At 58.7% G+C, this 12,745-nt stretch carries 13 protein-coding genes and 1 tRNA gene; 8 read left to right on the forward strand and 6 right to left on the reverse strand.

Going from position 1 to position 12,745, the window contains the following annotated elements:
• Positions 1-94: 94 nt before the first annotated feature.
• Both AAE027_RS26560 and AAE027_RS26565 read right to left on the reverse strand, forming a co-directional pair.
• Complete coding sequence (locus tag AAE027_RS26560; protein ID WP_370986432.1) at positions 95-1,759, reverse strand: GmrSD restriction endonuclease domain-containing protein; 1,665 nt, start codon at positions 1,757-1,759, stop codon at positions 95-97.
• A 142-nt stretch (positions 1,760-1,901) separates the two neighbouring features.
• Complete coding sequence (locus AAE027_RS26565; protein WP_370986433.1) at positions 1,902-2,492, reverse strand: hypothetical protein; 591 nt, start codon at positions 2,490-2,492, stop codon at positions 1,902-1,904.
• Positions 2,493-2,791: 299 nt separating this feature from the next.
• Here AAE027_RS26565 and AAE027_RS26570 point away from each other — a divergent pair, with 299 nt between their 5' ends.
• The 5 genes from AAE027_RS26570 (at position 2,792) to AAE027_RS26590 (ending at position 7,461) form a co-directional block, all read left to right on the forward strand.
• Positions 2,792-3,415 carry a tyrosine-type recombinase/integrase gene (locus AAE027_RS26570; protein ID WP_370986434.1) on the forward strand — a complete coding sequence of 208 codons (624 nt, stop codon included), beginning with the start codon at positions 2,792-2,794 and terminating at the stop codon, positions 3,413-3,415.
• A 110-nt stretch (positions 3,416-3,525) separates the two neighbouring features.
• A complete protein-coding gene (locus tag AAE027_RS26575; protein WP_370986435.1) occupies positions 3,526-4,332 on the forward strand; it encodes a hypothetical protein in 807 nt (268 codons plus the stop codon).
• Positions 4,283-4,558 carry a hypothetical protein gene (locus AAE027_RS26580; RefSeq protein WP_370986436.1) on the forward strand — a complete coding sequence of 92 codons (276 nt, stop codon included), beginning with the start codon at positions 4,283-4,285 and terminating at the stop codon, positions 4,556-4,558. Before AAE027_RS26575 ends, AAE027_RS26580 begins: the two co-directional genes overlap by 50 nt.
• 230 nt (positions 4,559-4,788) lie before the next feature.
• Complete coding sequence (locus AAE027_RS26585) at positions 4,789-5,439, forward strand: hypothetical protein (RefSeq protein ID WP_370986437.1); 651 nt, start codon at positions 4,789-4,791, stop codon at positions 5,437-5,439.
• Positions 5,440-5,559: 120 nt separating this feature from the next.
• Complete coding sequence (locus tag AAE027_RS26590) at positions 5,560-7,461, forward strand: DEAD/DEAH box helicase family protein (protein ID WP_479714246.1); 1,902 nt, start codon at positions 5,560-5,562, stop codon at positions 7,459-7,461.
• A gap of 64 nt (positions 7,462-7,525) precedes the next feature.
• On the opposite strand, the gene AAE027_RS26595 is transcribed toward AAE027_RS26590, so the two are convergent.
• The 3 genes from AAE027_RS26595 to cpdR all read right to left on the reverse strand — a co-directional run bounded on the left by AAE027_RS26595 (position 7,526) and on the right by cpdR (position 9,154).
• On the reverse strand, positions 7,526-8,533 hold the full coding sequence (locus tag AAE027_RS26595) for a tyrosine-type recombinase/integrase (RefSeq protein WP_370986439.1): 1,008 nt from the start codon (positions 8,531-8,533) through the stop codon (positions 7,526-7,528).
• Positions 8,534-8,645: 112 nt separating this feature from the next.
• Positions 8,646-8,720: transfer RNA gene (locus AAE027_RS26600), tRNA-Val, on the reverse strand.
• Between the two features lie 74 nt (positions 8,721-8,794).
• A complete protein-coding gene (gene cpdR / locus AAE027_RS26605; RefSeq protein WP_007597092.1) occupies positions 8,795-9,154 on the reverse strand; it encodes a cell cycle two-component system response regulator CpdR in 360 nt (119 codons plus the stop codon).
• A gap of 331 nt (positions 9,155-9,485) precedes the next feature.
• On the opposite strand from cpdR, the gene AAE027_RS26610 reads away from it, so the two are divergent.
• Positions 9,486-10,376, forward strand: a complete 891-nt coding sequence (locus AAE027_RS26610) for an N-formylglutamate amidohydrolase (protein WP_370986440.1) — start codon at positions 9,486-9,488, stop codon at positions 10,374-10,376.
• Positions 10,377-10,663: 287 nt separating this feature from the next.
• Here the strand turns inward: AAE027_RS26610 and AAE027_RS26615 are convergent, their stop codons facing one another.
• Complete coding sequence (locus AAE027_RS26615; RefSeq protein WP_370986441.1) at positions 10,664-10,930, reverse strand: hypothetical protein; 267 nt, start codon at positions 10,928-10,930, stop codon at positions 10,664-10,666.
• Here AAE027_RS26615 and hisN point away from each other — a divergent pair.
• Positions 10,902-11,684, forward strand: a complete 783-nt coding sequence (hisN, locus tag AAE027_RS26620; protein ID WP_370986442.1) for a histidinol-phosphatase — start codon at positions 10,902-10,904, stop codon at positions 11,682-11,684. The two genes, AAE027_RS26615 and hisN, sit on opposite strands and share 29 nt — an antisense overlap.
• Positions 11,685-11,705: 21 nt before the next feature.
• Positions 11,706-12,683, forward strand: a complete 978-nt coding sequence (locus AAE027_RS26625; RefSeq protein ID WP_370986443.1) for a Bug family tripartite tricarboxylate transporter substrate binding protein — start codon at positions 11,706-11,708, stop codon at positions 12,681-12,683.
• Positions 12,684-12,745 lie beyond the last annotated feature (62 nt).

The raw sequence follows: 12,745 nt of genomic DNA on the forward strand, positions 1-12,745 counted from the left end.
TAGCGGACCCTAACGGTTAGGATGATCGTAAGCAAGCCCCCCGCACTGAGCAGTCAAGTGGGACCAATTTGGGACCAGTATTGCACCCGCGTGGCTATGCCGGCCAGCCGGTCAGTTTCGAGACCATCGCTTCAATTGCCTTCGCCCGTTCCGTAAGGAAGCCGTCGTAATCGTCTGCCAGCGCAGCCTTGAAGGCTTCAGGCGTAATCAAGTTTGAGGCCAGCACCTCATCTAACTTGGGCCCAAGAGCGTTTGCGACCTCCTTCAGGTAATCCGATGGCGCCCGATTTGTAATTCTCTTGTTGCTGGCAGCCGTCAGCATCACAAAGTTTGCCAACACGTTGGCCTTCCTCACGGAGACACCTCTGCTCTTGAGGTAGTCGCGCGGAAAGAAATGATGAAATTCCTTTGTGTTGCCGTGAAAAAGCGCGTCGCCTGTATCAATTTTCTGGGAGGTTAGCAGATCGTGGGGCCGACGAAAGGCAAGCAAGAGGATCAGTATTTTCGAATGCGCCGCATTTGATCTGAATTGCTGAGTGATCCAGACGCTCGATCCGGGATTTTGTACTTGGGTGTCGATCTCAGCCGATTGCCCACCCGCGAAGTTTTGTACGGCTTTCTGATCCGACCCCATGTTTCCAGTGTTCCACCCGCCGAAGTAACCAGCAATGGCGGTACGCCAAAACCACTGGCGCACTGCCGCCAATTGATCAGGTGTGAAGTGCTTCACCAACCGAAACACCTCTGCGAGGACTACCACTTGGTTGACGTAAGGAACCTGCTTGTCGGACGGAATGTGCAGCTCAGTCGCCATGAAATCGACGGCACGGCTGTATGCGTCCTTTGCGGCTGCGACGGCAGCCTCCAAGTGCTCTGACGAATGCTTTCGCAATCCGTCAATGCTTGCCTCCGAGAAACCGCCCCCAGCGGCAGCGGAGATGCTTCTCAGGATCGCCTTACGCTCGATCCCCCCGAAGAACTTAGCCGTGAGCTCCTCGCTGATGTCAGCGATTGCATCCATGAGGTCGAAACTCTCACTCCAAGTCGCAGCTCGCATCAGATCTACTATGGTTAAGGGCGTTCCCCGGCTATTTATCCGCTCGAAGATAGGTGCGACCGCTTGGATTGACATTTCGTGCAAAGTAACGGTCGCGACCTTGTAGTCCTTGAACCGATCAAAGAGCTCTTTTGCATGAGCTTCGAGTGCGGCCACATCCGTGCCGGTGAGGGTCTGTAAGCTCGATACGTGCTGAAAGTACGCGGACGGGTCCCTTATCTTATTCAGGCGAACCTGATGGAGAGGCGGATCATCAAGCGTGTTGAGATGCAGAAATGCCCTTGTTCTCAAGTCGTAAGCCAAGTTCCAACGGCTGTCCGGTTCTTTGCCTTGCCAGTACAGTGCACCGCAGATGGTCGATAAGCGTTGTTGCCCATCCAGCAAGTAGTTCACGGGGTAGTCTTGTTGGGTAGGAGCAATCTCTAAGTCAGCGATGTTGCGTTCACTGCGCAGCACCTCGCGACTGCGCCACAGCAATACGCTGCCGATAGGATAGTTGTTAGCTATGCTGTCGAGCAGATCGATTATCTGGTGCTTTTCCCAAACAAAATCCCGTTGAAACTTCGGGAGGAGGATGTCGCCCCGAAGTATCCTGCCAGCGAGCTCCTCTATGCGGTCAACAGTCGGCTCAGGCGCTCGCGAAGGTGTGCTTGAACCCGCGCCTGTGGTGGACGCTGCTGTTGTACTCGGCTGCTTGCTCATCGGCCCCCCAGTATTCTTGTGCGCAAGACTTATCCCAAATCGGCTTCCGAGCGCCACTACTTCTGGTTCGATACGCACAGCAAGGGCTCGGACAGGTGGTCCCTTCGCCTTGCATGGCCCCAGCGACCTCCATGGGGTGCCATCACCTCTCCCGGCAGAGGGTAAGTGCGAACACAGGGCATCCCCCGCGCTCTGGTTCGTGAGCCAAACCGAGCAAGACATCCGTAATCTGTTTGCTTCGGAAGGTTGCTCCTGCGAGCCACTTTTCAACCTTCGAAGCGTCCAAGAACATCTCGTCGGTGGGTATGACCAGGATATATCGCTCGTAGGGTCCGCCTTTCAGTTTGGCTTGATCTTTCTGATCGATCCGCCGCTGGAGAGCTTGGACAAGATCAGTCTGTTGCCAGACAAAGTAAGCCTCCGGCTTGCCCGGCTCCGTTCCCGCAGCCCGTTGCTTCAGCGCCTTTAGGGAGCGCTTCAATGTCGGCTCATGGACGAGCTCTGTAACTTCAACCGCAGCTCGGCGACCGTCGATGTCGCCCTCACAATCCGGTGGATCATCTTTCCCGCGAGAGACAAGATCACGGACCTCCAAACCCGCCCGCCCCAGTATTTCGCGAGCTGCACCCACCTCGCCTATTGGCTTGTCCTTCCAAGCCCAGAACCCATTCCAAGGGCGAATATTCGTCTCGATGATCTCCGCAAGGCTACGGTCATCGTCTTCGTCGGACATCTCGCTTCCTGCTCCTTTGCTGATCAAACCGTATGGGCTCACTCCTCGCCGTTTTCGAAATACAGCAAAAATCTGTGAGGGGTGCGCTCATCGTGGGCTGGCGGCTTCCCCCCGTACCTCATCTCGGATGTCGAGCATGTCAAGCGGTCAAGCTACCGGGCAAAGGTTCTGGGCTGCGGTGACGCTTTGACGCTCGGCTCGGCTCGGCACGGCACGCATCCGTAAAAAACGAGGCCTTGCAAACTATTCGTATTATGACCATTATACGAACAGTCTTTCCAACAGGGGCGCAGGAAATCATGGCGAAATCGCATCTCAAGCTCGTCACGCCAGCCACCGAAAAACGAACAGTCACGCCCAAGCGCCGTCCCAACGCCGAATTGCGCAGTCGCGAACACCTGACCGAGACTGAGGTTGACCATCTCCTCCAGGCGGCGAAGCAGAACCGCTGGGGTCACCGCGACAGTACCATGATCCTGGTCGCGTGGCGGCACGGCCTGCGGGTGTCCGAACTGGTGGACCTGCGCTGGGATCAGATCGACTTCACCAGCGCCACCCTGCACGTCCGCAGGGTCAAGCAGGGCACTCCCAGCACCCATCCCATTGTGGGTGACGAACTGCGGGCCTTACGCCGCTTGCAGCGGGAGCAGGAGCCGAAGTCGCCCTTCGTGTTCACCAGCGAGCGGGCTGGCCCCTTCACCACTGCCGGGTTTGCTCGCATGATGGAGCGAGCGGGCATCGAGGCCGGGATACCCTTCAAGGTCCACCCCCACATGCTGCGCCACGCCTGCGGGTTCGCCCTCGCCAACAAAGGGCACGATACGCGGGCGCTGCAAGCCTATCTGGGGCATCGCAACATTCAGCACACCGTGAGGTACACCGAGCTATCACCGACCCGGTTCAAGGCCTTCTGGAGGAGTTGAGACCGCGCGGCGAGGGCGTAGCTGCAAGCGCCATAACTGTGGATGCCCGCTTAGTCCTCGAACACGGCTCATTATGGTATGCTCGCCCAGAACGGCGGAGCACCGGGGCGATGGAGGAGTTGGTAAAGAAGTTCGCGGAGTATCTTGGCGATCCCTACGTCGCGTCGGTCGGATATGCCTCGTTGGCATACGGATTGTTTCACTGGTTGGACGAAAACGCATCGGATGAAGCGAAGGCCGCGCTGGCGCGAACCATGAGGTTCAAAGACTACAAGAACGAGCAAGTCGCGTCAGCGTTGGTCGAAGTATTTGATCGAATATACACGTATCCGCTGTTGAGTTGGCGGGCATTCTTCCGGTCGTTTCTATTTACGACCGTAGTTTTTGCGATCTATCTCTTTGAGTTCGTGTCGCTACCGCCGGTCAGCCGCTACCTTGTCGCCGTTGAGTTCTTCAACCTGCTCTTCAACGTCTTCTCAGATTACCTGTCCCTCTTTGTGATCAGGCCTTTGCTGACCCGAAGCGGCACGAAACCCGTGGTGGGGCTCGCGCTCGGTACTGTGAGTGGGGCAGCAATCGTGCTTGGAGCTAATACGCTGCGGACATTATTTATACCGCTCTATCAGCTACACTTCGACTTCTCTCATTGGGCGTTTATGCTTCGCCTCTTCTTCCATTCGCTCTTCTCCTTTGCGTTGGAATACGCATGGCCTGCGATGGCAGTTTTTGTCTGGTTGCCGCTGTTCGCGCTCGGCATCCTGATCGTCCGCCTCTTGACGCCCTTGACGTGGATAGTCGGAAGAACGCAGTGGTTCCTAAAGGAGGGGAAGGAGCATCCGTTGAAGGCGATTGGATACGTCGCGGCTGTTGTTGTTTTTGTTGGCACAGTTGCTGGGCGAGCGGTCTTCGGCGCGTAAGGTCGCGAGCGCTTACATCGATAATCTGATCAGTTTCGCATCCGTTTCAACCGCCAGCCTTCTTCCGCTCCAGCATTTCTTGCTCGACTTGGTCTGCAAGCGCCGTGAGGCGATCAGCGAGGCGGTCAAACAGTTCGCGCTTGGCCTTGTCGGTAGCGAGATCGCGGATCAGGGCGCATGCGTCTTTTTGATCGACAGACGCGACGTGATTTCCCGATCAGTCTAACCCTATCTTTCCATTGATGAAAACCCATCGACCTATCCACATGTGGAAGTATCTCAGCAATTTCAATTACTTATAGACAGACGGGCCTGCTGTTACTATAAGCCGCTTGAGAACATTTCCCGCGCTGAGCTTGCTCGATCCGAGTTTGTCTTGGTCGCGTTGCGCCTGACCACAGCAGTTTGTGTCTGTCTGTTGGGGTATGGCCGCAGAAACCAGAACTAAGGTCTGCAATGAAACCACGCTGCCGCGTGAACGGCTGCGCGAACGCTCGCGCCGGTCACTCACTCCTCTGCTCCAAACATCGATCTCGCAAACGCCGTCACGGCCATGAAGAACAGCGGACCATCAGCAAGAGCGATCTGAAACCGTTCATCGAGAAGGTTCAGGCCAGAATCGCGAAGCAGCCCGATGCCAAGCTCTGGTCTGTCCTTGACCAACGATGGGACATAGTGACCAGCAAATGGCGAGCAGAGCTTCCTACGACGATCTACCGCTATGTCCGAGCGGGAACGAAGGAACTGGTGCGACTGGCCGACACCGTGTCAGGCCGAGATGTCGCGGTCACCGTCATCGCCATGTACCTCCTCCAGGCGAACGATCCTCGCCTGTTCAGGAACGAGATGGGCTTCCGAACCCAACTTGTCAGACGGGTTCGAACCCTCTCCAGCACCAGCTTCTCCCGCTGGAGCGGGGCCAGCGATGGTCGTGAGCGACGAGCCATGAAGGAGTTGGAGCCGAGAACCGTTGAGTATCTGAGCGCCCTTCTGGTGAAACTGTTCGGCCCCGCTGGAGTGCGGGTGGCGCAGCTTGAACGGCGGGAGGAGGAGGAGCAGCGCAAGGAACAGCTGGCCTTCTACGAGGCGCTTGGGGAGGTGGAGTGAGATGCTTGGTCCTCACCTAAACCCCCTCAACATGCTGATCTTCTTTAGCACGGTGAGGAGTTTTCGACCTCGCCCCTTCTCCATCCTGCAACCCACTCGTCACCCTCACCAGTCTGGCTTATGGCCAAGCTGCTGGTTCCGGGAGAACCAATGCTGAAAGCGTTAGAGAACGCATACGAAGCGGCCATTCAGAAGCAGGCGAGGCTTCGCAATCGCGAGATCACGAAGTTTGACAGGGAGGTCTCGCAGTCCATTTTCACGGCTGGCCTCTTAGCAATCGAGGACAGTGATCGCGGGGTCGCTCAATACAGGGTCGTGTCGGCCCCGACAGGGAGCGGCAAGTCCAGTTATACGCAGGCTTTCGCCAAGGCTTTCATCGAGCTCCGTCCCGAAGGCTCGGTTCTCTTCCTTGTCGAGACGATCCAGCAAGCGGACGACATGTACCGAGAGATGTCAGCCCTTCTCGGAAAGGCGAACGTCGCTATCTGGACCAGTGCCCATGATAGCCGGACCTCGCGAGACACCATCGAACATCAATACGGGTTTGTTCCCGAACACCGTTTTTCGGTCGATGATCTCGCCGACTACCCTGCTGTCATTGCCACCCACCGGTTCTACATGGGGTCGCGAGCCGAGAAAGCGACAGTGTATCGAGGGAAGCCTCGCAAGCTCACATTCGTCGATGAAAAGGCGGCTGACGTTACCATCTTCGACGTAGATACCGGGCTGATCAAATCAGTCCGGGACAAGTTGGCGGAGAAGCACACATCGGATCTGGAACATGTTCCTCAATTGACCAAGTTGCACAACCACCTTGAGGCGCTGTGGCAATCTGCGACCAGCAAAGCTTCGTTCGATGAGATACTGCAAGCCGGGAAGATCGACCTGAGTTGGTTCAACTCCGAACAGGCCAACGATTACATTGCGTCATCTGACGACCAGGTGAAGCATGTCTTCGGTTTCGGACGAGCGCTGGCTAAGGGCTTCGCCTTCCTGTCCCGCTATGACGAGTATGGAAAGGGAGCGCGGTTCGTCGGTTATGAGATGAACATGCCGCTCAGACCGGGCACCATACTCCTCGATGCTACAGCAGACATCGATGGTGTCTCACTACTGGTCAACAACCGTAAGCATGTGGAGGTGCCACGGGTCGATTTCAGCAAGCTTACGATCACCCACATCGAGCCGGATATCCCCAAGGGATACACCGTCAGTGAGATCATCAAGCAAGCAAAACTAGCGAAGCCGTATGCGCGGTGGATCATGGAAACCATCAGTCAGAACAGCCAGCCCGGCGAGAGAGTGTTGGCCGTTGTCCATAAAGGGCTGTTGGACCACGAATACCTTCCGAACGCTCAACGGGACTCTTCCAATCCGTTTGACCTCGATGGGCGAAAGGTGTGCTTCATCCATTGGGGGTCGGGGATCGGTTCGAACCGCTGGAAAGATGCGACCGCCGTGTTCCTGTTCGGTGAATTTCACGTACCCAAGCGAGCGATGGTCGGCACCAGCTTGGGACTGAAGGAGGAGCAAGCGACTGCATCTGCCCTCGCCCCCTTTCAAACCCCTAACCCAAGAACCAGCCAGCTACGCTGGATACGGGAGGGTCATCTGTGTCGGCACATGAAGCAACTCGCTATGCGAGGTAATGCGAGAAACATCGACGGCAATGGTGTCTGCGGCGAACAGCGTCTCTACGTTACGGCGGAGTTTGATCGGCTCATAGAACACAAGGACAGAGTGTTTCCGGGTGCCAAGCTACTCAGCCAAAGCAAGCCGGAGACCAGAAAGGATGGAGGCGTAAAGGGGCTACTGTCGCTTCTGTACAGCACGGATGCGCTGGAAATAACGACCGTCGAGCTTAAGAAGTTGACTGGAATTTCGTTCCAGAACAACAAACTCCGGTATCTCTCAAACCCTCTGGTCGTAAAGGCAATGGAAGACACCGCCTTCACGTTCGTGGCCGGGAAGGGCCGGGGCAATCCGGGGCGCTTTGTTCGCAACGCTTCATTGGCAGCATGAGGAGCTTGGTCCACTCAGTAGCTAGACGGCACCCTCCCCTCGTCCCACGCTGCGATTTTCGAGCCTATGCCTGCCCCTGCTCGTCCAATTTCGTTTTGATCTTCGACCTCATCGCATGGCCGTAACGCAGCAACATCCTCGCGTCCTTGTGCCCGCTCTGGCTGGCGACTTCTGGCAGGGTGAGGCCCATTTCAAAGAACCGGCTGATGGCCTCATGCCTCAGGTCATGAAAGCGCAGGTTCTGACCGTCGAGACCCGCTCGCGTCCTGATCCGACGCCATGCACACTTTGCGGCTTCCTTTGAGATGGGAAACAGGCGTCCGTCCTGACCTGCTTGTTCCATCAACTTGGCGAGAATGATGACGGCGGCCTGCGTGAGAACGATGGTACGAGCTTTGTTGTTCTTACCCGGTGGCACGTACAGCTCCCGCCTATTGGTGCTGACATGCTTGACGACGATACGCAGCATCTCGCTCCGACGCATGCCGGTTTCCTTGCCGAGCCTCATCATCGGCTCGATCAGCGGGTTGCGAGCAGCCCCCACAGCTTCAATCAGGCGGTCCCATTCATCGTCATCGATCCGGCGCTCACGCTCGTCATCCTCGTTCTTGAGGTTCAGCGCGGCGACCGGGTTGCTCGGCATCGGAACCTCCCATTCCTTGCGAGCGATATTGAACATATTCTGTACAGGGTTGAGCTGTCGCCGAAGTGTGTTGTTCTTGACCACCTTCAATCGCTCATCGCGATACCGCGCAAAGTCTGCCGTCGTTAGGTCGCAAAGCCGCTTCTTGCAAATTGGGTGACGCAGAAAAGCATCGAGGATCGTGGTCTCCATTTCCGCGCCCTTCTTGCGGACTGTAACCTCGTCCCTGTACCGCGTGACCAAATCAGCCAAGGTGATTTGTGCAAGCTTCTTGATGTCGGGAGGCAGCTCTCGCCGCTCTGCCTTCGCCTCTGTCTGCCGCGCCCATGTTTGGGCGTCTTGTTTGACGGTGAAGGTTTTGGTCAGGGCCACGCCGTCGCGGCGAACACGCACCTGCCATTTGCCTCTGCGCTTGCGGATGGTTGCCATCCAAACATCTCCTGCTGAGTGGGACCAATTTGGGACCAGCAGAGATGTCGAGGATCTTCGGAGGACCGAACGAAACGACGGAAATCTACGTTAGATCAAATTCTTACGCAGATGGTGGGCACGACAGGGATCGAACCTGTGACCCCTACCATGTCAAGGTAGTGCTCTCCCGCTGAGCTACGTGCCCTAGAGGTCGTCTAGATCGGGTGGGGTCCCTATAACGGCTCAGGGGAGCCGGCGCAAGGACGGAAGGGGGCCGATTCAGGCCGCCAGCATCTTGTTCACTTCGCTGACCAATTCGCGCAGATGGACGGGCTTGGACAGCACCTTGGCGTTCTTGGGAGCGTCCGAATCCGAGTTCAGGGCCACCGCGGCGAAGCCGGTGATGAACATGATCTTGATGTCGGGGTCGAGTTCCGAGGCGCGGCGGGCGAGCTCGATGCCGTCCATCTCCGGCATCACGATGTCGGTCAGCAGCATCTCGAACGGCTCTTCCCGCAACCGCTGATAGGCGGCCATGCCGTTGTCGTGGGACGAGACCTGAAAACCGGCGTTTTCCAGCGCCTTGACCAGGAAGCGGCGCATGTCGTTGTCGTCTTCGGCGAGCAGGATCTTTGGCATGGCAGGAAACGTCGAATCCCCAGAGGATATCAGCAGAGGTCACTAAGCCCGACAGAGGGTAAATTTGGGGTGAAAATCTTAACCCTGAGACGGCTGCTGCTGCCGGCCCTTTGTGAACCTGAACGCAGCTCGAATCAATCGAGCCGCGCACGGAGATCCCCACCTCGCTGCCCGCAGGGTTAAGACGTGTTCCAGTGCCCATCACATCTTTTCGCTTGGCAGAATGGTTGCGATTCCGGACAATGACGTCACATAAGAGCCGCTCGATCGGCCGAATCAATGCGATCTGGACCATGCCAGATCCCGGCGCGAAGGGACGAAGCCTGAGAAGATGACCCGGTTTGACGGCGAGACGTCGCCAGCCTTCGAGATCGTGGAGCCCGCGCAATGGCGTGCCCCGGTCATCTTCAACTCGCCCCATTCCGGCTCGACCTATCCGGACGAATTCCTCAGCGCATCCAAGATCGACCTGCCGGCGCTGCGGCGGTCCGAAGATTCCTTCATGGACGAGCTGATCGGCCATTTGAGCGATCGCGGCTTTCCGACCGTGCGAGTCAATTTTCCCCGCTCCTATGTCGACGTCAACCGCGAGCCCTATGAGCTCGATCCCCGCATGTTCACCGGCCGCCTGCCGAGCTTTGCCAATACCCGCTCGATGCGGGTCGCCGGCGGTCTCGGCACTATTCCGCGCGTGGTCGGTGACGGACAGGAAATCTATCGCGACCGCATCCTGGTCGACGACGCGCTGGGGCGGATCGAGACGCTGTACAAGCCCTACCACCGCGCGCTGCGCCGACTGATCAACAAGGTGCACCAGCTGTTCGGCACCGTGGTGCTGGTCGACTGCCACTCGATGCCCTCGGTCGGCGTCAGCAGAGACGAGCCCCGCCGGCCCGATATCGTAATCGGCGACCGCTACGGCACGAGCTGTACGCCGCTGCTTCCCGACCGCGTCGAGGAGACCATGACGGGGCTCGGCTATTCGATCGGCCGCAATAAGCCCTATGCCGGAGGCTTCATCACCGAGCATTACGGCAATCCCGCGAGCGGCCTGCACGCGGTGCAGCTCGAGCTCAATCGCGCGATCTACATGGACGAACGGCGGCGCGAGCGCAGTCCGCGCTTTGCGCAAGTCGCAAGCGACTTCGGCATCCTCGCCGACGTGCTGGCGACCACGATCCCGTTCGGCGATCTCGGCTCGTTCCAGGCCGCAGCGGAATAGCCGCCTCTTACTCTCGGACGACAGTGCCGCGCGCCAACGGCGCGAACGCGTTTTCGCTTCGCAAGTTTGCGCGCCCTGAAATGAAAACGGAGGCCCAAAGAAAAAAGGGCCGCTTCTGATGAAGAAGCGGCCCAAGTCTAGGGAGGAAACGCCCAAGGAGGGCAGCGGTAACGCCAAGCGCTACCGCACCGCAACAATATGCGACCGCGCCGCACAAAGTGCAAGGGCTTTTCAGTCATTTCCCATGCATTAGGACATGGCTCAATTGCTTCCATGGAAACCCAGATTCAGTTTCTTTGATAAGGAAATTCAATGGGTTGATAAGTGTTTGCATACAAACGAGGCATGGTCGGAACTAAGTTTTCAACACTGTGATCGATATTTGGCCAGGAGATGACTGAGATGAGGCAGCCGGTTGCGGCATTCAAAATACCAGGGAGCAAATCAAGACAGCGCTGCAAGATTCTGCCGATTTGAGCTAGGCAGAAGCGAGCTTCATCCGACTTTCGCTTTTGAGGACACGCCGTGACGGTGATCGACTTCTCCGCCTTCATCGGACGGCTCGCCACCGTCTCCGGCGAAACCATCCTGCCGTTCTTCCGCACCTCGCTGTCGGTCGACGACAAGAGCAAGACCAAGGATTTCGATCCCGTGACGGAGGCCGACCGCGCCGCGGAGGCCGTGATGCGGCGGCTGATCAAGGCCAGCTTCCCCCAGCACGGCATCGTCGGCGAGGAGTTCGGCAATGAGCGCGACGACGCCGACTATGTCTGGGTGCTCGATCCCATCGACGGCACCAAATCCTTCATCGGCGGCTTTCCGATCTGGGGCACCCTGATCGCGCTGCTGCACAAGGGCGCGCCGGTGTTCGGCATGATGCACCAGCCCTTCATCGGCGAACGCTTCTCCGGCGACAACGGCTCGGCCAATTACAAGGGCCCCTCCGGCGAACGCCGGCTCCAGGTCCGGCGCTGCGCCTCGCTGTCGGAAGCCACGACCTACACCACAAGCCCGCTGCTGATGAACGAGAGCGACCGCGCCATCTTCGGCCGCATCGAGCAGGGCGCGCGGCTGTCGCGCTATGGCGGCGACTGCTATTCCTATTGCATGCTCGCCGCCGGCCATGTCGACCTCGTGGTCGAGACCGAGCTGAAACCCTACGATATCGCGGCGCTGATCCCGATCGTGACAGGCGCCGGCGGCGTCGTCACCACCTGGGAAGGCAAGCCGGCCCAGGGGGGCGGCCGTATCATCGCGGCCGGCGACCCCAGGGTTCACGAAGAAGCACTCAAGCTTTTGAACCAATAACAACGCGAGCGGAGGGCTTGCATGACCGTCTCACGCAGGCTGCTCGTTGAATTGTTCTTGGGATTGTTCCTGCTGCTGCCGTCATTGGCATCAGCGCAGAATTTCCCGGCCAAGCCGATCAAGCTGATCGTGCCGTTCCCGGCCGGCGGGCCCAACGACATCATCGCGCGGGTGATCGGCCAGCGCATGTCCGAGCTTTCAGGACAGCCGGTGGTGATCGACAATCGTGGCGGCCAGGGCGGCGTGCTCGGCACGGATGCCGTCTCCAAGGCCGCGCCCGACGGCTACACCATCGCGATCTCCTCAGCCGGCGCACTCGCAATCAGCCCGAGCATGGAGAAGGTGGCCTATGACACGCTGACCGATCTCACGCCGGTGACGCTGGTCGCGACCGTGCCGGAAATGCTCGTGGTCGCGACCAACGTCCCCGCAAAGGATATCGGCGAGCTGATTGCGCTCGCCAAGGCGCAGCCGGGAAAGCTCAACTTCGCCTCCTCCGGCCCCGGCAGCCTGCCGCATCTCGCCGGCGAATTGTTCAAGCTGACGGCGAAGATCGACATCGTGCACGTGCCCTATCGCGGCGCCGCGCCGGCGGTGAACGACCTGTTGGGCCAGCAGGTCCAGATGACGTTCCTCGACCTGCCGGTGCTGCTGCCGCAGGTGAAGGCCGGCGCGTTGCGGCCGATCGCGGTCGGCTCGGCCGAGCGTGCACCGACCGCGCCGGAGGTGCCGACCACCGCCGAAGCGGGCCTGCCGCAGCTGCGCATCGAGAACTGGTATGGCATGGTCGCGCCGAAGGGTACGCCGAAGGAGATCATCGCCGCGCTGCATGGCCTGGCAACGAGGGCGATGGCAGATCCGGCGGTGAAGGAGAAGCTCGCCGCCCAAGGCGCGACGCTGATCGGCGATGAGCCCGAGCATTTTCGCAGCTTCATCGCCGACGAGACCAAGAAGTGGGCGAAGGTGATCAAGGACGCCGGCATCGAGACGGCGAAGTAGCGCTGTTCTTACCCTCCCCTGGAGGGGGAGGGTCGATCGCGCGAAGCGCGAGCGGGGTGGGG

This window comes from Bradyrhizobium sp. DN3 (assembly GCF_041357655.1).
Classification (GTDB): Bacteria; Pseudomonadota; Alphaproteobacteria; order Rhizobiales; family Xanthobacteraceae; genus Bradyrhizobium.